Here is a 20,363-nt window from a genome sequence, read left to right on the forward strand (position 1 = left end):
TCAAATTCCCTGTGATTAACATCACCAAGGTTATTGAGTCAAGTCACTGTTACAATCTTTAACATTCCGTTATATTTGTTTACATAAGCCAAGTAAAGGAAAAAGACCATGAGAACCACCAACGAAAACGGCATCCTGAATAACTACGCCACCGAACCCAAACTTTATTTTGCTGAGTACCCCTCACCCGAACAGCAAAGTCGCTATGCACTCCAAGCCGCTGCCGCTGTCCTGCTGGTGACTTCCCTACTCCTGATTGCTTTCGCCGCCTAAAATCATGGGCCATTATTTCTCTCCCCCCCCTGCTCCCCCTGCTCCCCCTGCTCCCCCTGCTCCCTTTGCTCCCCCCTCCCCCTGCTCCAAAAAAAATATTTCCCAAAAGGGGTTGCCAAATCCAGAGAGTTATGGTTATAATGCAAAAGGAAGAAAGGCAACGCGGGGTAGAGCAGTCTGGTAGCTCGTCGGGCTCATAACCCGAAGGTCAGTGGTTCAAATCCGCTCCCCGCCACTTTATGATTTCTGGGATGTAATTGTTGAATTGGGTGATTCAAAAAACCTAATCGAATTAAAATCAATTTCCCTCCCCACCACCAAGTTACATAAAAATAGACCTCGCAAACTTGAATGGATGCGGGGTTTGTTTTTATGGTTATTCAGCACCTAGTATGCGAAAAAAGGGGAAGACAGAAATAAATAGCAAATCCTATCTAGGTTATACCGTCCAATCTTCTGTTTTCAAGCCAGGAACTTTGCTAAAATCCCTAACATTTCTAGTCAATAACAAAGTATATCCACGAATAGTGTCGGTATTTGTTTTAGCACGATTGATAAAATCGTGTGCGCCAAGTGTCTGTTCGTGAAAACTAACAACTGATAAAGCAAAATCTGATGGTGAGTGTTGACTCATTTTATCGGTTAAACGAGTATATTCTAAACTTGAACCTCGTTGTAGGAAACTAATATGGTCGGTGTCGAGCAGATATTTCACAATGCTTGATTACCTTGAACAACGGGTTGATCAGCTTGACGAAAAGCTCGTCCATATTCTAAAGCTTCTATCAATGCTGTTTGATCGGAAACTGAACCGATCAATTTTTCTAGCCAGTTTTCAGATGTAGACTGGTTCTGAGATTTGCCTTGAAGGTCAGCAACCGCTCGTTCAAGAGTTACTAAGCGTTGTTCAAGAGTCGTTTCATCTAACATTTTTCCTCCTGAGAATATTAGGGGTAATTTAGCTGCTAACTAAGTTTACAAAATCCAGAGAGTAAGATTTACTGATTATTCAGCACTTTTTCTCATGTTTTTGCGAAGAATCCAAAGTCCAAATCCAATCACTAAACTCAATAACACAATCTTAGAAACCGGGCCCAAATATTCATCGACCAAATCATAATGGTCTCCTAAAAAATACCCGGCTCCTGTTAAAAAAGTCACCCAAAGGGTCGTGCCAATGGTAGAATAGATAATGAAAGGAATTAACGGCATATTGTTTAAACCCGCAGGTAAAGAAATTAAGGTTCTTACCCCAGGAACTAAACGACATAAAAAAACAGCCCTACCGCCATATCGAGTAAACCAATTATTAGCTTTATCAATATCCTTACCGGAAACCGTAATCCATTTTCCGTACTTGTCCGCTAAATCTCTTAACCTTTCTTCCCCGAAGAATTTACCCGCATAATACCAAGGAAACGCCCCTAATATTGTTCCGATAACTCCCGCTAAAATCGCAGGAAAAAATTGCATTTCCCCTCGGGATACCGTAAAACCCGCTAACGGCATAATTAACTCAGAGGGAATGGGCGGAAATAGATTTTCTAAAAACATTAATAATCCAATTCCTAGATAACCCAAGGAACTCATAGTATTAGTAATCCATTCAGCCATAATCTTTTCTTGATTTAATTGTTAAAAGTAGAATGAGGTGATGGGCATAGCAGGGTGTCAAATTAAGTCTAAAACCCCTGATTATATCGTAAATTAGATCCCCCTAAATCCCCCTTAAAAAGGGGGACTTTGATTCTGCTTCCCCCCTTCCCAATGGGGTTAGGGGGGATCACTCAGGTTTCGACTTCTTGCCACTAGCTAATACTACTTTTCAGGTTAAGTTGACGGACTTTGGAGACATAAACCCTCCCAGATGAAAAGCAGCAAAAGTTGATATCTAAACTGATTTATGTTCCCGATGTCCAAGAGTTCACATACTCAATTTGTTCTGGGGTCAAGCTATCAACTTTAATCCCCATGGCATCCAATTTCAAACGGGCAATTTCCTTGTCAAGATTCGCAGGAATAGAATGAATTCCCGGTGCCAATTTGCCTTGGTTTTTCACCAAATGTTCACAAGCCAATGCTTGGTTAGCAAAACTCATATCCATCACCGCGCTAGGATGTCCTTCCGCCGCGGCTAAATTAATTAAACGACCTTCTCCCAAGACCACAACGGATTTACCATTTTTGAGTTTATATTCTTGGGTAAAGTTACGAACTTCCTTAATTTCCGTGGCTTTTTCTCCCAAGGTTTTCAGGTCAATTTCAATATCAAAGTGACCGGAATTGCAAACCATGGCCCCATCTTTCATGATGTCAAAATGTTCGCCGCGAATAACGTGCTTATTCCCAGTAACCGTAATAAATAAATCGCCCACGGATGCAGCTTCATCCATCGGCATCACCCGGAAACCATCCATCACCGCTTCAATAGCGCGAACTGGGTCAATTTCGGTCACAATCACATTAGCGCCCAAACCCCGTGCCCGCAGGGCGGTACCTTTTCCACACCAACCGTAACCTGCCACCACAATATTTTTGCCCGCTAACAGGACGTTAGTGGCGCGGATAATTCCATCTAGGGTAGATTGACCAGTACCATAACGGTTATCAAAGAAATGCTTAGTATCGGCATCGTTGACATTCATGGCGGGGAAAGTTAACACCCCATCTCTCAACATCGCCTTTAAACGCACAATTCCGGTGGTGGTTTCTTCGGTTGTCCCAATCAGGTCGGGAATTTGGTGTTGACGTTCTTGAATTAAGGTAGCTACCACATCACTACCATCATCAATAATAATATTAGGACGATGGTCTAAAGCAATTTGAACGTGGCGAGTGTAGGTTTCGGCGTCTTCCCCTTTAATCGCATAAACCGGAATTCCGTAGTCAACAACTAAACTCGCTGCAACATCATCCTGGGTAGACAGAGGGTTACTGGCAATTAATACCGCATCGGCGCCACCCAATTTCAGGGCAATGGCTAAGTGGGCCGTTTCCGTTGTAACGTGGCAACAGGCAGCTAACCGCAGGCCAGCAAAGGGTTTTTCTTTGGCAAAGCGTTCTTGAATCAGGCGCAGCACAGGCATTTCACGCCCGGCCCATTCAATCCGTTGTTTGCCTTTGGGGGCGAGGGCGGGGTCTTTAATTTCGTACTTAATACGGGCAGTTGTTGCAGTCATTTTGTAGTTGTTTCCTAGACAGAAATTATTTCCAGTTTCCAGAAGATACTCAAGTCATCCGGCACACAGGGCCTAACTCAAGCATTCTGTTGGTGACGTCCCCATGCAACCTAGGGTTCCTCGTCAAAATTAGCGATTGTTGCAATTTATTAACATAGAGCCTAGCGTGAAAGTTGTCATTAGGCCAGAGGTAACACAGAAACCCGGTTGCTTGAAGAAACCCGATTTCTATTTATTCAACAAACAATTCAGCACGATTTCTACACAGGGTACCGGGACACTATTGCCAATTAATCGGCGACAAGTCGAATAGGAACCCACTATTTTAAACTCATCGGGAAATCCTTGTAAACGCAGCATTTCTCGTTCGGTTAATCTTCGTTCTCCATTGACTAATAAATAATTATAGGATGCTCCGGCTCTTAATGCACAGGAGTAGGGATAAGCACTAATATGACCGGCTTTATTTTCATGCCAAATTGTCGGTTCAGTATGGGTTTTACCTTGATATTTAACTAAACGACTGTTACGGATTTTTTTCGAGGCATAATAAAAGTCGGAAACCTGCGGTTCTAAAATTTCTGTTAAGGGTTTCATCGGTATTTTTTGAATTTCCCAGCGAAAGGGCAACGGTTGAAGATAACCGACAATAAAAATTCGTTCTCGCTTTTGGGGTAATCCACAATTTAAGGCATTTAATACTTTATATTCAACAGTATAACCCAATTGTTCTAAAACTTCAATAATAGATTTTAAAGTCTTTCCTTGGTTATGTCCAACTAATTGTTTAACGTTTTCTAGGATAAAATAACTAGGTTTTTTACTAGCCAAAATTCTAGCAATATCAAAAAATAACGTTCCTCTGGTATCTTCAAACCCTTTCAGTTGTCCACAAATACTAAAGGGTTGACAGGGAAAACCCGCTAATAAAATATCATGTTCGGGAATATCTTCAGCCTCAATTTGAGTAATATCTCCAGCAGGTTTTTCCCCAAAATTCATCTGATAGATTTTTTGAGCATCGGGGTCAATATCCGAGGAAAAAACACATTCTGGATTAATATTTTTAGCATTTAATACTTGATTAATCGCAATTCTAAATCCTCCAACTCCACAAAATAAATCAATATATCTCATTCCTAATTTTGATGTTATACGGCTTTTTTAATTGTTTCTAGGGTGGCGTCCCTGGTCAACCCAGGCGCAAAGAGGGTTGGGAGACCCAACCCCTACGATAAAATGTGACAACCAGAAGTATTACCCCTGTTCCGGTGTTCCGGTGTTTCCTCTGAAAAATTAAGCCATTTCAAAAGAGTCTATTTCCAACACGGGGCCAATCATTGCCAAGGTCATAATATCCTCTCGAATTTGACCTGCAACGGTGACTTTTAACCCGGATTTTTGCAAATCTTTAGGAGGATTATGGAGTTCATAGGTTTTGCCATCGCTGACTAATGCCCAGGTTCCAGAACCCAATCCTTTCCGCTCAATTGTACCTGTAACGGTGATATTCATATCGCATTCACCTGAGTTTTAATCGCTAAACGAGCTAACCCAAAACATAACAAAGCATTGGTAACTAAAAACAGTTGAGAGACGAAACCTGTGCCTAATCCCCAAACCGCAGGAGAGACTATCGCACTAATTCCTAAACAACTTGCTGTTCCAATTGTTATCCCAATCGCCACCCATTTCCACTGGGGATGTCCCAGGAATAATAGAATTAAAATTGCTGGAATTAATACACTGGCAAATAGGGGATTTAAAGTCGAACTTCCTTGAATTGCCCCCCCTAATTCCGGCAGAGAACTACCCATCATTCGCATCGGCCATTGGGGTAAATCAAAGATATAGAAACCCCGCAGGAAAAATAAACCACTACTTCCCGCAACTAATCCCCCGGCTAAAGACCAACCCCATTGAAACGGAAAATAATTTCTCAGAAACCACGCTAATAAATAGGAACCCAAAACCATCGCTAATTTGGGTAATAATGCCACCGCCCCGCCATCAACCCAAAACCGAGGACTCAGATAGCCATTATCGCGTAACCAACGAAAGAAATCTCGGAAAGTAATTTGTCCTTTTAAAGCCATTTGCACCGCATTTGTGGCATCCAAATGACCCGCCCCAAAATGATTTAGGGGGTCTTCTGAAACTTTGCGGGCAGATTCTTTGAGAATATTAATAACTTGATTCGGTTCGGTAACTCCACTAGCTTTAATTAATGCTGCTACCCCAGCAACGTGCGGTGCCGCCATACTTGTGCCTTGAAAAGCTGCAAAAACCGCCTCACCCGTTGCCGGGTCAATGGTATTTTGTAGGATACCTCCGACTTGATTTTCCCCTTCAATTAATCCTCCAGGGGCGGCAATATCAACCCCAGCACCAAAGTTAGAATAGGGGGTTTTATTTCCCGCCGCATCTAACGCCGCCACACCTAAAACTTTGGGATAACGGGCAGGATATCCGGCGCAATTTTCCCCGGAATTTCCCGCAGCCCCAATAATTACAACTCCTTTAGAATAGGCATAATTAATGGCTTCTTGCATTAAATGACTTTCGCCACCACCGCCTAAACTCATGTTAATCACATCGGCGTTATGGTCAGCCGCAAATTTAATCGCTTCGGCAATATCAGAAATCGTGCCACCGCCTCCGGCACTTAATACTTTTAAGGGCATAATTTTGGCTTTATAAGCAATGCCTGTTACCCCATAATTATTATTAGTGGATTGGGCAATAGTTCCGGAAACATGGGTTCCATGTCCGTTATCATCAAAGGCTTCAATTTTATCATTCACAAAATCATAGCCTTCCACAAATTGGGTCTGTTCTAAATCGGGAACTAGACTAACTCCGCTATCAATAACGGCAACGGTAACTCCTTCTCCCTGGGTTTCACTCCAGGCTCCTTCTAAATTAATACTACGAAAATTCCATTGTTTTCCATACAAAGGGTCATTGGGAATTGTATTTGCCGTATCATAAATAATCGCAGCTTGAGAATTTTTCCCTGGTATTTCATCAGCACTATAGATATAATTGGGTTCAATAAATTCTGTTTGTTTGCCCAAAGATTTTCTCAAGGATTTGAGCAGTTTGGCATCCCCTCTAACCACATAAACGTTATCCGCTTGAGAAAATTCACTATTGAGATAGGGAACAATTTGATACTGTTCAGAAATTGACCGTACCTGATTGGCAATTTCTGGCTGCCCTAAAGATTCTTTAAAATCAAGTACAATACTGTCATAACTGCCTTGATTAGCAAGACCGGAGAAGTTAGAAACTGCCCAGCCCAAACCAATTAAAAATAAGCAGAATAGGAAAAATTTTTTCATCGTTTTTCAAAAGTTGAGGTTGATGAGAAGTCGGTAGGTTTCCAGAAACCGGGTTTCTTGGGTCTGAACATATATCTTATTCCTATTCTATCTATCATCCTCAAAATAGATGATCATAGATCATAACTTTGACAGAGGAAAAATAACAATGGAACGTGGTTTATTATGGCTTCCCCTGCTGGCGGTATTTATCGGTCTAGCTTGGTCGGGTTGGAATGAATACCAAAAATTGGAAGCCTATCAAGCCTGGGCGACCCATTTTGATAAGGCTAAATATGATATTTATGCGGTCTTGGGCCTCAAGGAAACGGACTTAACCTGGGGAAAACCCACCCGCAAAGGCCCGATTAATTTAGAAACCTTTTCTCTCAAACAGGTAGAGTCTTTGAGGTTATTGGTGGAAAATCAAGCCGTTGACCCGAATATTCCCCCAGAGAAAGGAAAAGCGATCGCGTTAGAATTTAGATTCACCGATGCTGCTAAAATTGTCCAAATTCCCTTTACTGAAATTTCTCTAGCCGTCCGATGGTATAAATATCTTCAATCCTTTATGCAGTCAAACTTGTAGAACTTCTGGCTTCTCCTTTCCTCTAAAAAGCTTATACTAGGGAAAATAAGGGTTATTTTCCGCAACTATAGGGGAATAATTGCCGATTTTTACCTAATTTTTAGCTAAAAAGATGAATTTTAAACGATTACCTAAGAATTTAATCGCCTTAACCCTGGCAATGTCGTTATTAATATCGGCTTGCGGGGGCAAAGCTTCTACACCTCCGTCGGGGAATCAATCTGTTAATAAATCTGCCCCAACTACTGTGGCACAGAAACCTGTTTCTGGCAGCCAATTTAATAAATTTTTCCCCAAAAGTCAAGACGGTTATCAAGTCGTTTTTGCTCAGGAAAAAACTGGTTTTGCCGAAGCCAAATTAAATCAAGGGGGGCAAAATGTAGCCATGCTTTCGATTAATGACTTGGCTAATAATCCCAGTGCGGCAACTAAATATCAACAAAGTAGTAAAACGATTAGTGGATATCCGGCTGTGACTCAAGGGAAAAATACCACTGCTATTTTAGTCGCGAACCGCCATCAAGTCAAAGTTCAATCTCGTTCTGAATCTTTTACTGCCAATGACCGAGAAAACTGGCTGGGAAAATTCAATTTGAATGGTTTATCCCGGGTCAAATAATATTAGTTAGCATTTCTAGCAACAATAACTGTACTATTTTAGGAGAATGACTGTGAGTAAATCTATCAATCAATTAGTGGATGAATTACCGACAGGTGGCGTTACCGTCATGGTTTTACGCGGGTTAGACTTTGTAATTCCCGGTCAATGGAATAATTTAGTTGGGTTTGAAAATACAGTTAAAACTATTACCGGAGAAGATGACCCCGCCTATATTCAACAGGTCAGTGAACGGGCTTTATGGCTCTATAATGACAAAAAACAAGAACAAGATTATCAACGGGCTTTATGGTTATATCAAACTATTGATAGCGCTGGAACTGCTTTAGGAGCAGCGGCTTTAGCCAATAAAATTGGAGAAAATATCAGCTTTTTAGGCTTCTTAAATCAATTAACCCCCAAACCCAACAAAGCCCAAGCGATTGATTTATCCCTAAAATTAGTGGCGGAATTAGTCGGATTTTGCTTAATTAATGGCATCCCGGGTGATAGTATTGGGGACTTTTTAGCCGCATTAGGAGATTATGGCGGAGAATCTTTAATGCGGATGACCGCCTTAGTTTGTTTGGATGGTTTAATTCCTTTGGGGCCAGATTTTATTAGTTCGGCTTTATCAACTATTGGAAACTTAACCACGGAAGAATTAGAAAAAAATGAAGGCTTTAAACGGATTAATGATGTCATTCCGGGTAAAACTTCTGAAGGAAAATTACAATTTATTCAAGGAAGTTTTGATTCTGTCAAGGGTTGGATGGGAGATTTTGTTTCTCAACATGATTTAACCCCGGAAAAAGTAGTTAAAAATCTGCAAGGATTTGTCGATATTACCAATGATAAATTAGATTATGTTGCTGCATTTTTGGACATGACTACTAACTATTATACCCATACCGGAACTCAAACCTTAGCCCGTCGTTTAATTGAACGAGCCGCCGCCGAAATTTAACCAAAAAAATCAGGGGTAGGGTTTTCCCACCCCTGCACAGAAATCAATCATCCGTTAAAATAGCTTAAATATTCTGGTAAATTGTTGTTGAAATTAAAATAAGGAAGTCTCTATGTCTGAAGAAACAAAACCCAACCCTGAAGCCACCGCCCCAGAAACACCAGGCGAAAAACCTGCGGCTCAGAAGAAAGCCAAAGCCCCGGCATTAGAAGATAAACCTTTCGGTGAGTTTATCCAACAGGACTATATTCCCGCCTTACAACAAGCATTAAATAGTCAAGGTGTTGAGGATTTAAACCTCAAGTTTGCTAAAGAAAAATTGCCTTCTGGCCTAGGAGTTAGTCAAGATTGTTGGCAAGTGGTTGGTCAATGGCAACAGGGAAAACGCCAGTTTAATGTCTATTTTCCTAATGAAGATATTAGTTCTTTAAAATTATTTACCTGTGCTTTAAATGGGATTAAACCCTCTACAATTGAACCCTTCCTAGGAGATGAACGAAAAGTTAATCTTGATTTATTAGTATTTGGCGTAGTTCAACGGTTGAATGCACAAAAATGGTTAACTCGTAACTGATAATAGGGAACACCGGAACACCGGAACACAAGAACACCGGAACACAAGAACACAAGAACACCGGAACAACTTACTTTACTAGAGGTATTATGGTCAATAAAGTCAAAAAAACTGATGCGGAATGGAAACAACAACTGAGTGATGAAGAATTTCGGGTCACTCGGAAAAAAGGGACGGAACGTGCATTTGCAGGAAAATACCATGATAATAAAGAAAAGGGTATTTATAAATGCGTTTGTTGTGGCACGGAATTATTTACTTCCGAAACAAAATTTGATTCTGGAACTGGATGGCCGAGTTTTTGGCAACCCGTTAACGAAGAAAATGTTAAGTGTGAAAATGATTTCAGTTTCTTCATGCGTCGAACTGAAGTTCTTTGTGCCACTTGTGATGCCCATTTAGGTCATGTTTTTGATGATGGCCCTAAACCCACAGGACAACGCTATTGTATGAATTCTGCGGCTTTAGATTTCGAGAAATCAGAAGGTTAATTCTGAAATAATAACCGGGGTTTTTGGGAAACATTCACCCAACCCGGTTTTAAAATTGCATATTATATGAGTGATTATAATATTTAATTCTATCTGTTCCCTGTTCCCTATTCCCTCATGCGTTATGTTTCCTTGACTCTAGGTTTTTTTTCCTAATGCAATCATCATCGAACCTATAACTACAATAATTGCTCCTATCACAGCCAAAATAGTTAAATTTTCCGGTTCAATTAAATGGGGAAATAAGACCGCAATACTATCAACAGAAATGAGAGTAATAATCGGAGCTAAAGCTAAAACCGCACTGACCCGTGAAGCTTCCCAATGTTCTAAAGATTCCGCAAAACAACCATAGGCAATTAAGGTATTGAGTCCACAAAATAGTAGGATTAATACCTGAAATGGGGTTAAAGTAAAAATTGCTGCGGGAGTGGCAACGGGTAAATATAAAATCGCACAGCTTCCATAAATAAATGCCATAACTTGAGAGGAGGAAAGAGATTGTAGTAGTTGTTTTTGAGCTAAGGCATAAATTGCCCAGGATATGGCTCCAACTCCCAGTAAAAAACTCCCCCATAAATATTGATTGGAAGCAGTAACTAGAACTTTTAATTGTTCATGAAAAAACAAACTAAATCCTAAAGTTAGAACCCCTAACCCTGACCATTGTAAGCGGGTATAATGTTCTTTAAAAATAACTAATGCCCCTAACCCCATTAAAACCGGAGATGTTTGAATTAAAACTTCAGCATTGGTAGGAGAAGTTAAAGCTAAACCTTGTAAAAATAGAACGTAATTAGCGGCTAAAAATAGTGTAGCAATTCCCAATAAATGCCAAGGAATTAACTTAACTTTTTCCGAGTTAGGAAGGTGTTGACGACTGACTAAATATCCTCCTAACAATACAAAGGCAATAAAAAATCGATACCAAGTTACGGTATAAACGTCTAAACCTTGTAAAATAATAGCTAATGCTAAGGGTAGAATTCCCCATAAAAATGTTGTTAATAGGGCTAATCCTAACCCTAAGCGCCATCGTCCTGAAGTTGAATGAATAGACATTGTAAAATTATTGGCTACTTTTTTCTAACACAAAATATGAAAGCGATCGCCACTTTTTAAAATAGCGATCGCTGTTTTTCATGGGTTTAATTCAAGCTGATTAAGCCTCTAAAACGGGAACTTCCACCGCCGCTGCTTGCAAAGCTGCTTCCGTTTTCAGTCGGTCTAATTTGAGCACTAAAACTCCCAATGGAGGTAAGCATAAATCCAGAGAATGGGGATAATTATGGAACCACCATTCATCCGTCCATTTTCCGCCTAAATTCCCCATATTACTGCCGCCAAATTCACCGGAATCACTATTGAATATTTCGCTATAGAATCCCAATTCAGGAACACCTACACGATAATGACTATGGGGTTGGGGCGTAAAATTACAGACCACCACCACAAATTCCTCCGGCTCCTTAGCCCGTCGAATAAACGACACCACACTGTGACGAGTATCCGTACAATCAATCCATTGGAACCCAGCTTCAGCAAAATCCTGTTCATACAACGCCGGTTCACTGCGATACAATTCATTCAACGCTTGGAATAACCGTTTAATCCCTTGGTGGGCAGGATATTGCATCAATTCCCATTCCAAAGTCCCCCAAGCATTCCACTCTTGACGCTGACCAAACTCCATTCCCATGAACAAAGTTTTCTTACCCGGGTGAGTAAACATATAGGTAAACAAACACCGGACATTAGCAAATTTTTGCCAATCATCCCCCGGCATTTTGTTAGCAATATTGCTCTTACAATGCACCACCTCATCATGGGAAAGCGCCAACATAAAGTTCTCGCTGTGGTGATACCAAATACTAAAGGTAACGTTATTTTGATGGAACTGACGGAACCAGGGATCCATGCTGAAATAATCCAACATATCGTGCATCCATCCCATATTCCATTTCAGGTTAAACCCTAAGCCGCCAACGTAAGTGGGCCAGGATACCATCGGCCAGGAAGTTGATTCCTCCGCAATGGATAACGTCCCCGGATAATAACTAAACAGAACATGATTAGTTTGACGTAGGAAATCCGCCGCTTCAATATGTTCACAACCGCCGTATTCGTTGGCGACCCATTCCCCATCGGGACGTAAATAGTTCAGATACAGCATCGAGGCGACTGCATCCACCCGAATTCCATCGATATGATACTTGTCATACCAAAATAGGGCATTAGCCACCAAGAAATTTCGGACTTCGTTGCGACCATAGTTAAATACTAAGGTTCCCCATTCCTTGTGTTCGCCTTTGCGGGGGTCGGCGTGTTCATAGAGGTGAGTGCCATCAAAGAAGGGCAAACCATGTCCGTCTTTAGGGAAATGCCCCGGAACCCAGTCCACGATCACCCCAATGCCGTTCAAATGGCACTGATCGACAAAATACATGAAATCTTCAGGACTGCCAAACCGGGAGGTAGGGGCATAATATCCAGTGACTTGATATCCCCAAGATCCATCAAAGGGATGTTCGGCGATCGGCAATAATTCAATATGGGTAAAGCCTAAATCTTTAACATAGGGAATTAACTGATCTGCGAGTTCCCGATAGGTTAAAAAACGACCCCCTGGATCAAGCTCAGTGGCTTGTACAGGAGGTTCAACCGTGCCATCGGGTAAAACATGGGGTTGATCAAACGGAGCGCGGTTCCAAGACCCTAAATGGCATTCATAAACCGAAATCGGGGATTTCAGGGGATCTTTATGACGTCGTTCTTCTAACCAATCTTGGTCACGCCATTGGTAGGCATCTAAATTAGCAACAATAGAAGCGGTTTTGGGGCGAACTTCTTGATAAAACCCGTAGGGATCGGTTTTCTCATAGATATGTCCTTCCCAGTTTTTAATTTCATATTTGTAATGTTCGCCGACTCCGAGTCCGGGGACAAACATTTCCCAAACACCATTGCCCAATTTCCGCATTTGGTGTTTGCGGCCATCCCAATTGTTGAAGTTACCAATAATCGAAACATTCCGCGCACTGGGAGCCCAAACGGCAAAATACACCCCCGCCACGTCATTGACGGTCATCAGGTGGGCGCCTAATTTTTCATAAATCCGGTGGTGGTTTCCTTCTGCAAACAGGTGAACATCCACATCGGTAAATTGGGCCGAACGGAAAGCATAGGGGTCATAAACCACCTTTTCATGTTCCCCTTCCTTGAGTCGCAATTGATAATTGGAGAGTTCATGGGTATCAATGATGCACTCGAAGAAATGGGGATTATGGACGGACTGCATGGGGTATTCCTGTCGTTGTTCGGGCAACAGAACCCATGCCGCCTCCGCATTAGGGAGGTACGCTCTCACTACCCATACCGTTTTACCCTCATGTTCAATTTGATGGGAACCCAACACTTCAAAGGGATCTTGGTGATGGTTCCAAACAATCTTATCAATCTGATCAGTTGCGATGGTCGTCATGGATTTCTACTGCTCTACGATTACAAAACAGGTCTAATATGGATCGGAAGGGTAGTATCAATTTACTAGATTTCGACCTTTTCAGGACGACGAAACCTCCTGCTTCCTACCTTCCGCATTTTCGGGAAAATCCTACTCTTACGCTTTGACATCCTCCCGACACCAACGCTTCGCTTATGCTGCGGTTCTTCCTGCTCCCATTTTTGATAAGCGAGATTTGGGATTATTTTACTTGATTTTGACCATCTATTCATCAATGACTGTTGACCGTCAGCAAGCGAGGACACCCCTGCTCCCCTACTCCCCCTGCTCCCCCTGCCTCCCCTGCTCCCCTACTCCCCCTGCTCCCCCTGCCTCCCCTGCTCCCCCTGCTCCCCCTGCTCCCCCTGCTCCCCTACTCCCCCTGCTTATCTTGATAATCCCGGCGGTAAGGGTTCACCACAAAGATCATGAATTTTGACAATCCGGTCGAATATCCAGGGGTAACTTTGGCGGTATTCAGGAATTAAGGCCAGGGGACTGAGCAAGGCCGCCGCAGCCAGATCCGCAATACTGATGCGATCGCCCACTAAATAGGGCCGTTCTTTCCAGACTTCCAACACCTCAAAAGCCGTTTTTAACCGAGTTTTAGCCAGTTCAACCGCCGCCGGATTAATCTGATATTGCCAACACACCACCCGAATCACCAATAAACTCGATAGGGACGGATCAATGTTTTTCCCTTCTCCAGACCGAAACTGATAATAAACAAATCGAGTCGCTGTCCCAATACTTTCATCTAACCAATCTTCTAATAAGGCAGCTTGGGTTTGTAGGTGGGGATCGGCTAAAAATAAGGGGGGATCAGGGTAATTTTGTTCTAAATACTTGAAAATTTGAGTCGAGTCGGCGATCACTTGGGGCTGACCTTCTATTTGGGGTAATAAAACCGGAACTGTTGTCAGTCCCGTTAGGGGTTTGAGTTTCAGGGTATGAAATCCCGGAGTGAGATTTTCCACCTGATAAGAAATCCCCTTATACCCCAATGCTAAACGCGCTTTTCGACAATAATGGGACGTACTAAACTGCAATAGGAGCATAAAAAACTAAAATTGATTAACTAAAGATCCAAAACTGAAATTTAACAATATTTTGGGGGTTTTTCGTGATTAGATAGTTTTAAGTTAGTTTGATAATTAAGGGTGGGATTTTTCTATTGGAGATGGTTCCAAGTTACCCCAGCCCCGGATCAAGCATTGCCTTTCCATTCCCCCACACCGAAAGCTGAAGTCAAGGTAGGTAAATTTTATGACTGTTGCGTTCAAATCGACACCTTCTCCTCAACGCAGAATTTCTAGTCCCGTTGATCTTCCTTCGATACAAAGTAAAGTTGTTCCCTTTGATCAGGTTCGGAAAAAACGGGTTAAAGCCTCCTTGACGACCTCTATACCCTTGGTTAATAATCCCCCCTCGCCCATACCCTCGTCAACGGTTGTTAAAGCCCTGCCCAAACCTCAACCCAAACCTTTCTGGCTTGGTTCCATGGTCGCTGTACAAAAGGTTTCATCGGTGGTCACCTCATTGATTATCGGTTCAACTTTAACGGTTTATGGGTTAACGGTTTATGGAGAGTCGAGTTGGACACAGGAATATCCCAAATTAGAAAAGTTACGAGCCACGGAACAACAACTACGCACGGCTCAAGAACTGTTAAAAAATCAAATTGCGATCGCCGCCGACGAACCCACCACAGGTCTTGTGACTCCCCAACCAGGTGATATGATTTATGTTGAACCGGCGAAACCCCGTCCCCAACCCTCCCCAGAACCCACTGCTGTGATCAAATTAGATCCTTCTCCCCATCCAACATTAAATAGACCTTTAGGATATTAAACAGGGAACAGGCAATGGGCAATGGGTAATGGGCAATAGTTTGCTCCCCCTGCCTCCCCTGCTCCCCCTGCTCCCCCTGCTCCCCCTGCTCCCCCTGCCTCCCCTGCTCCCCCTGCCTCCCCTGCCCCTACTATATGGCTTCTTCAGACTATTCTTCCGGTTCTCGTTTTCAACGACAGCGTTCTTCTCCTAGTCAGCGTGGGGGAAAAAGAACAGTGATGGGGCGAAAAAGAACCGCCTGGGGAAGTAAAGGTCAAAATTCCCCATCTCGGAATTCGGGTTTCGCTCCCTTCGCGACAAGCCCGGTGAATCTTCCCTTTGTCGCCTATCCTAGAAAGCGCCCTCGCTCCGCCCCTGTAAGAGCAGATCGCAGGCGTTTAATATTAGTTTGGTTAGTAATACTAGGGGGAATTCTGGGTCTATCCCTTAATTTATTTCGTTTACAAATAGGTCAAGAATCTTCCTTCCTCAAAGAACAGGCTTTATCTCAACAACAACAAAAAATTCTACCGTTTGTTCCCAGACGTTCAATTACCGATCGCAAAGGAGATATTCTGGCTTTAGATCAGCGAGTTTATACCCTTTATGTTCACCCTAAACTCTTTAAACAAACTCCCGATGAAATTGCTGAAAAGTTAGCCCCTGTATTATTGCGAGAAGATTCAACCACCCCACTCAAGAGCGAACTTTTAACACTATTTGGTACATCTCCTAGTGGAATTAAAGTTGCAGATTCAATCTCCGAACAAGTCGCAAATCGAATTAATAATTTAGGCTTAGACGGATTAGAACTATTAGAAAGTCGTCAACGACTTTATCCGCAACAGGAAAACACCGCAGATGTTGTGGGTCATGTCAATCTTGAAGGTAAAGGTCAAGCTGGAATTGAATATAGTCAGGAAAATTTACTAGAACGCACCATGCCCTCCTTGTCCTTTCAACGGGCTGCTAATGGTGCTTGGGTTCCTGAACAAATCGCTACAGGATTTATCCCCATTGATGATTTAGAATTAAGGCTAACGATTGACTCCTCCTTACAACGGGTTGCCCATCAAGCCCTCCAGAAAAGCGTTAAAGAATACAAAGCCAAACGGGGAACGGTCATTGTCATGGATGCTACCGATGGCTCCGTACTAACCCTAGCCAATGAACCGACCTATAATCCGAATCAATACTATAAATTTGACTTAGAACGGTTTAAAAATTGGGCCTTAACGGATCTTTATGAACCCGGTTCAACCTTCAAACCAATTAACGTTGCTTTGGCCTTAGAAGCAGGAGCAATTCAACCGGATACTGTTGTTAATGATCAAGGTCGCATTCAAGTTGGAGGTTGGCCGATTCAAAATTCCGATGGTTCCGCTAGAGGCGAAATTAATATCAGTGATGTGGTCAAATATTCCAGTAACGTGGGCATGGTGCGAATTATGCAACGGATGGAGCCGGAGGTGTTTTATGAAGGCTTAAAACGTTTGGGCTTAGGAACAACCATGGGCATTGATTTACCCTTTGCCGCCACCAGTACCCTAAAATCTAAAGAACAATTTGTTTCCGCCGCCATTGAACCAGCTACCACAGCTTTTGGCCAAGGATTTTCCATTACTCCCATTCAGTTAGCCCAACTACATAGTCTTTTAGCCAATGGGGGTAAACTGGTTACTCCCCACGTTATTCAAGGGTTATACAACAGCAAAAGCCAACTGTATTGGAAATTGCCCCTGAGTGAACCCGAACAAGTGTTCTCCTCTGAAACAGCCAATTCCGTTTTAAAGATGATGGAAACCGTTGTCAAAGAAGGAGGAACCGGAACCCGGGCCGCCATAGACGGTTATCGGGTGGCTGGAAAGACCGGGACGGCTCAAAAAGCATCGGCGGATGGAGGCTATTCTTCCAACGCCCTGATTACCAGTTTCGTCGGAATTTTAAGTGTTGATCACCCCCGTTATGTGGTGGTGGCGGTCGTGGATGAACCCTTAGAAGGTCGCGCCGGGGGAATTGTGGCTGCACCCATTGTGAAATCGGTGATGGAAGCCCTGATTCATCTGGAAAAACTTCCCCCCTCAGATATTCCGGCTCTCAATTCTGCGGAAACTTCCCCAGATCGTTAATCAGTTATTAGTAAATAATAAATACTAATCTGTTGATTAACTCCGAGCTTCTACAATGTTTAGGGTTGACCAATCACAGATCAACTCTTACACTGATAACTGATTACTGATAACTGATTACTGATTCAAGGGTTTAGGAGGGCTGCTGTGCCAACAAACCAAGACCAAAGGATCTTTGCTATCTTCATGGAAGAGGCGGAGGAGCGTCTCGAAACCCTGCAAATGGGGGTCACAAAGCTCCCCGCAATTATGGCTGATCCAGACAGGGAAGAAGTAGCTTCCATCTATCGGGCTGCTCACTCCATTAAGGGGGCGGCGGCGATGTTGATGGAGAATATGCCCAGTCTTGCCAGTATTAATAAGGTGTCCAAACGCCTAGAAGATTGTTTTAAGCTGGTTAAGGACACACCGTTAAAAATTGATGCCACAACTCAAACCCTTTATAGTAAGGGGTTTGAAGTATTGAAAAATCTTATTGATCGAGCTGCTAGTCCCGCCGGACTTTCGGAAGAAATAGGGGAGAAAATTCTCAAGGCTTCTCTACCTGTGTATGATAAGTTGGAAAACCACTTAAAAGACTTAATGAGTGGTAAGGTAGCCGCGGCACCTTCAACGGCGACAACGCCAACAGCTACAGCAACACCTGGGGTGGCTAATGCCGTTAATCAAGTGATGACGGTTCTCAAACCCATGTTACAAGGATTAAAACAAGCAGAATCTCCAGAAACTCGTAAACAATTGGCGGGTTTATGCGCTCGATTAACGAAGGTTGGGGCAGGAATTGAACCTTGGCAAACATTAGTGAAAACGGCCCATGGTGCGATCGCCAATCCTAAAAATTCTTTTAAAGTTTTAGCAACCCCAATTATTAATGAGTTGAAGCAAGGGGCAGAACTTTTACAAGCGGGAAAAGCCAGTACCATTGCCCCCAGTGCAGCGTTATTATCCTTGGCGGGTGCAAAAGCCGCTGCTAAACCCGCTACTCAAGAAATCACAATTCCGGCTGATCCGAAAGAAGTGGTAAAAGTGCTATTAAAAACCTTTAATAAACAACAATTACAAGCGATCGCTCAGTTGTTAATTAAGCACGTTAAATCCTAAAATCAGTAAAAATTTACTCGGTTTGGGGATATTCTTCCCATAAAGATGTTGTGGTTCTTAAACTCAGATGATTGCCATTTCCCAAAATAATATGATCTAAAATCGGGATAGACAAAAATTGCGCCCCTTGCAGTAATTGGCGAGTTAAATTAATATCTTCTGAACTGGGTTCAACATTCCCCGATGGGTGGTTATGGGAAACAATTACCCGGGTTGCGCCGCTTTTCAATACTTCTCGAAAAATATCCCGGGGATGGGCGATCGTTTCCGTTGCACTTCCAATGGTAATCACTTGAGTTCCTAATAGACGGTGTTTAACGTCCAATAGCAAGACCGCAAAACGTTCTTGGGGTTGCCACATCAAATCATGGCTTAAGGCGTCGGCGGCGGCTTGGGGAGTCTCAATAACGGCTAAATCTGGGGGTTTGGACTGAAAAACCCGTTTCCCCAACTCAACGGCTGCTAGAATTGTGGTGGCTTTCGCTGGCCCAATACCATGAATTTGGGTTAATTCATGAACCCCAATATCCCGCAATACCGCTAGGGGATCTCGTTGATGTTGACTTAACTGATTTAAGATATATTGTCCTAAACCGACGGCGGATAATTTTCCCTTTCCCTGACCTGTTCCTAACAGAATTGCCATCAATTCAGCCGTGGCTAAATTTCTGGAACCAATGGCCATTAATCGTTCACGGGGACGCTCATCACTGGGTAAATCAGCAATTCTCAGGCTATAGGTCATTTGGGTTGCACCCCACCAACGCAATATTTATGGTATTAAATTTTACTCAATTTTTTTCATGATTTCAAGTTGAATCGGGTGTTAACTCCAGGGGTTCTATATCAAATTGGTCTCAGTAATTAAAACTCTAGCTTGTAACAAAAATTCACTTTAACGCTTTTTTTTAAGTGGTTTCCACCACCTCAAGGACATCTCCGACCTGAATTGTCCCGGTATTTCGAGGAATGATATTCACACCAAACATCACCCCACGGGGTTGTTGTCGAAAGGTGGCTAGGGTTTTTAAAGGTTCTGTTAATGGGTTACGCTCCCCACTATTTTGATCGGTTGTCGTCACAATACAACGGCTACAGGGTTTAACTAAATCAAAATAAACCTCTCCAATTAAAATAGTTTTCCATTGATCTTCAATAAAAGGTTGATCAGTATCAATCACAAGATTAGGTCTAAATCTATTCATCGGAATCTCTTGTGATGATATGGGATAGGTTTCTGTGAGTTTTCGGTTTAATTCGGCTAAAGAAGCAGTATTAGTTAATAAACAGGGATAACCGTCGGCAAAACTCACCTGATTATTAATATTAACAGCATAATTGGGATCAACGGGTCGAATAAAATCAGGAGATTGTCGCACTAACCGCAAATTAGGTTGATTATCCTGTTTTAAAGCATTTTTTAGCCAGTCAGCAACCTCATCTCCTTGATCGACTGCAATTGTTGTATCTCTCCAAACTTGTACAGGTTTAGAAATTCCCGTTAATGTAGGTTGCAACTGAAAAGATTTAATATTTTGATTCTCAACGGATAATTCTATTAATTCCCCTAACTGTTGAACTCGAATTTTTGCTAATTGAGGATAAGTTCTCTGGGTAACAAACTGACCGGATTCATCAACCCACATAAACTCCCGATCCCAATCTAATCCTTTCAGGGTTACTTCCCCTTGGTTAAGGGCTATTTTGCCACAGGACTTAATCGGATAAATAAATAGTTCAACCAAATTCATTAGTTAGATCTCCACAATAATCTAATTCCTATCTTAGAACTAATTCAAGCCGCGGA

Annotated in this window: 21 protein-coding genes and 1 tRNA gene; 10 read left to right on the plus strand and 12 right to left on the minus strand. The window is 42.5% G+C overall.

The window, feature by feature from the left end; all coding sequences use genetic code 11:
* Positions 1–108: 108 nt before the first annotated feature.
* Positions 109–273: a photosystem II assembly protein Psb34 gene (gene psb34 / locus AC2D3N_RS12155; RefSeq protein ID WP_484693714.1), complete on the plus strand. Its 165-nt coding sequence runs from the start codon at positions 109–111 to the stop codon at positions 271–273.
* A gap of 161 nt (positions 274–434) precedes the next feature.
* Positions 435–508: transfer RNA gene (locus AC2D3N_RS12160), tRNA-Met, on the plus strand.
* Positions 509–712: 204 nt separating this feature from the next.
* Here the strand turns inward: AC2D3N_RS12160 and AC2D3N_RS12165 are convergent.
* The 7 genes from AC2D3N_RS12165 to AC2D3N_RS12195 form a co-directional block, all read right to left on the minus strand.
* Entirely contained in the window at positions 713–988 is a 276-nt protein-coding gene (locus AC2D3N_RS12165; protein WP_079677835.1) for a PIN domain-containing protein, read from the minus strand.
* Positions 985–1,203, minus strand: coding sequence for a transferase hexapeptide repeat containing protein (locus tag AC2D3N_RS12170; protein ID WP_484693715.1), 219 nt, complete (start codon positions 1,201–1,203; stop codon positions 985–987). Before AC2D3N_RS12170 ends, AC2D3N_RS12165 begins: the two co-directional genes overlap by 4 nt.
* Positions 1,204–1,278: 75 nt before the next feature.
* Positions 1,279–1,887 (minus strand): DedA family protein, encoded by a 609-nt coding sequence (locus AC2D3N_RS12175; RefSeq protein ID WP_484693716.1) that lies wholly within the window; start codon positions 1,885–1,887, stop codon positions 1,279–1,281.
* A 287-nt stretch (positions 1,888–2,174) separates the two neighbouring features.
* Positions 2,175–3,452 (minus strand): adenosylhomocysteinase, encoded by a 1,278-nt coding sequence (gene ahcY / locus AC2D3N_RS12180; RefSeq protein ID WP_484693717.1) that lies wholly within the window; start codon positions 3,450–3,452, stop codon positions 2,175–2,177.
* Positions 3,453–3,680: 228 nt separating this feature from the next.
* The gene (locus tag AC2D3N_RS12185) at positions 3,681–4,589 is read right to left on the minus strand and encodes a DNA cytosine methyltransferase (RefSeq protein ID WP_484693718.1); all 909 of its coding nucleotides are present in this window, start codon (positions 4,587–4,589) and stop codon (positions 3,681–3,683) included.
* Between the two features lie 159 nt (positions 4,590–4,748).
* Entirely contained in the window at positions 4,749–4,967 is a 219-nt protein-coding gene (locus tag AC2D3N_RS12190) for a hypothetical protein (protein ID WP_484693719.1), read from the minus strand.
* Positions 4,964–6,796, minus strand: coding sequence for a S8 family peptidase (locus tag AC2D3N_RS12195; RefSeq protein ID WP_484693720.1), 1,833 nt, complete (start codon positions 6,794–6,796; stop codon positions 4,964–4,966). The genes AC2D3N_RS12190 and AC2D3N_RS12195 overlap by 4 nt, the downstream gene beginning before the upstream one ends.
* 148 nt (positions 6,797–6,944) lie before the next feature.
* On the opposite strand from AC2D3N_RS12195, the gene AC2D3N_RS12200 reads away from it, so the two are divergent.
* The 5 genes from AC2D3N_RS12200 to msrB all read left to right on the plus strand — a co-directional run bounded on the left by AC2D3N_RS12200 (position 6,945) and on the right by msrB (position 9,994).
* A complete protein-coding gene (locus tag AC2D3N_RS12200) occupies positions 6,945–7,364 on the plus strand; it encodes a hypothetical protein (RefSeq protein WP_079677842.1) in 420 nt (139 codons plus the stop codon).
* Positions 7,365–7,476: 112 nt separating this feature from the next.
* On the plus strand, positions 7,477–7,983 hold the full coding sequence (locus tag AC2D3N_RS12205) for a hypothetical protein (RefSeq protein WP_484693721.1): 507 nt from the start codon (positions 7,477–7,479) through the stop codon (positions 7,981–7,983).
* 52 nt (positions 7,984–8,035) lie between these two features.
* Positions 8,036–8,929 (plus strand): hypothetical protein, encoded by an 894-nt coding sequence (locus AC2D3N_RS12210; protein WP_484690996.1) that lies wholly within the window; start codon positions 8,036–8,038, stop codon positions 8,927–8,929.
* Positions 8,930–9,041: 112 nt separating this feature from the next.
* Positions 9,042–9,503, plus strand: a complete 462-nt coding sequence (locus tag AC2D3N_RS12215; protein ID WP_484690997.1) for a DUF2996 domain-containing protein — start codon at positions 9,042–9,044, stop codon at positions 9,501–9,503.
* Between the two features lie 89 nt (positions 9,504–9,592).
* Positions 9,593–9,994, plus strand: a complete 402-nt coding sequence (gene msrB / locus AC2D3N_RS12220; RefSeq protein WP_484690998.1) for a peptide-methionine (R)-S-oxide reductase MsrB — start codon at positions 9,593–9,595, stop codon at positions 9,992–9,994.
* A gap of 138 nt (positions 9,995–10,132) precedes the next feature.
* Here msrB and AC2D3N_RS12225 read toward each other — a convergent pair whose 3' ends face one another.
* From AC2D3N_RS12225 to AC2D3N_RS12235, 3 genes are all read right to left on the minus strand, one after another.
* Positions 10,133–11,056, minus strand: coding sequence for a DMT family transporter (locus tag AC2D3N_RS12225; protein ID WP_079677847.1), 924 nt, complete (start codon positions 11,054–11,056; stop codon positions 10,133–10,135).
* A 100-nt stretch (positions 11,057–11,156) separates the two neighbouring features.
* Positions 11,157–13,475, minus strand: a complete 2,319-nt coding sequence (glgB, locus tag AC2D3N_RS12230) for a 1,4-alpha-glucan branching enzyme (RefSeq protein ID WP_079677848.1) — start codon at positions 13,473–13,475, stop codon at positions 11,157–11,159.
* 407 nt (positions 13,476–13,882) lie between these two features.
* Complete coding sequence (locus AC2D3N_RS12235) at positions 13,883–14,554, minus strand: glutathione S-transferase family protein (protein WP_484690999.1); 672 nt, start codon at positions 14,552–14,554, stop codon at positions 13,883–13,885.
* 208 nt (positions 14,555–14,762) lie between these two features.
* Between AC2D3N_RS12235 and AC2D3N_RS12240 the strand changes: the two genes are divergently transcribed.
* The 3 genes from AC2D3N_RS12240 to AC2D3N_RS12250 all read left to right on the plus strand — a co-directional run bounded on the left by AC2D3N_RS12240 (position 14,763) and on the right by AC2D3N_RS12250 (position 18,556).
* Positions 14,763–15,347 carry a hypothetical protein gene (locus tag AC2D3N_RS12240; RefSeq protein WP_484691000.1) on the plus strand — a complete coding sequence of 195 codons (585 nt, stop codon included), beginning with the start codon at positions 14,763–14,765 and terminating at the stop codon, positions 15,345–15,347.
* 134 nt (positions 15,348–15,481) lie between these two features.
* Positions 15,482–17,455 carry a peptidoglycan D,D-transpeptidase FtsI family protein gene (locus AC2D3N_RS12245; RefSeq protein ID WP_484691001.1) on the plus strand — a complete coding sequence of 658 codons (1,974 nt, stop codon included), beginning with the start codon at positions 15,482–15,484 and terminating at the stop codon, positions 17,453–17,455.
* A 147-nt stretch (positions 17,456–17,602) separates the two neighbouring features.
* Positions 17,603–18,556, plus strand: a complete 954-nt coding sequence (locus AC2D3N_RS12250; protein WP_079677853.1) for an Hpt domain-containing protein — start codon at positions 17,603–17,605, stop codon at positions 18,554–18,556.
* A gap of 13 nt (positions 18,557–18,569) precedes the next feature.
* On the opposite strand, the gene radC is transcribed toward AC2D3N_RS12250, so the two are convergent.
* Together radC and AC2D3N_RS12260 are read right to left on the minus strand one after the other, a co-directional pair.
* Positions 18,570–19,301: a RadC family protein gene (gene radC, locus AC2D3N_RS12255; protein ID WP_079677854.1), complete on the minus strand. Its 732-nt coding sequence runs from the start codon at positions 19,299–19,301 to the stop codon at positions 18,570–18,572.
* A 163-nt stretch (positions 19,302–19,464) separates the two neighbouring features.
* Positions 19,465–20,307, minus strand: a complete 843-nt coding sequence (locus AC2D3N_RS12260) for an MOSC domain-containing protein (protein ID WP_079677855.1) — start codon at positions 20,305–20,307, stop codon at positions 19,465–19,467.
* Between the last annotated feature and the right edge of the window lie 56 nt (positions 20,308–20,363).

Source organism: Planktothrix sp. PLAVEN19ND, assembly GCF_057220675.1.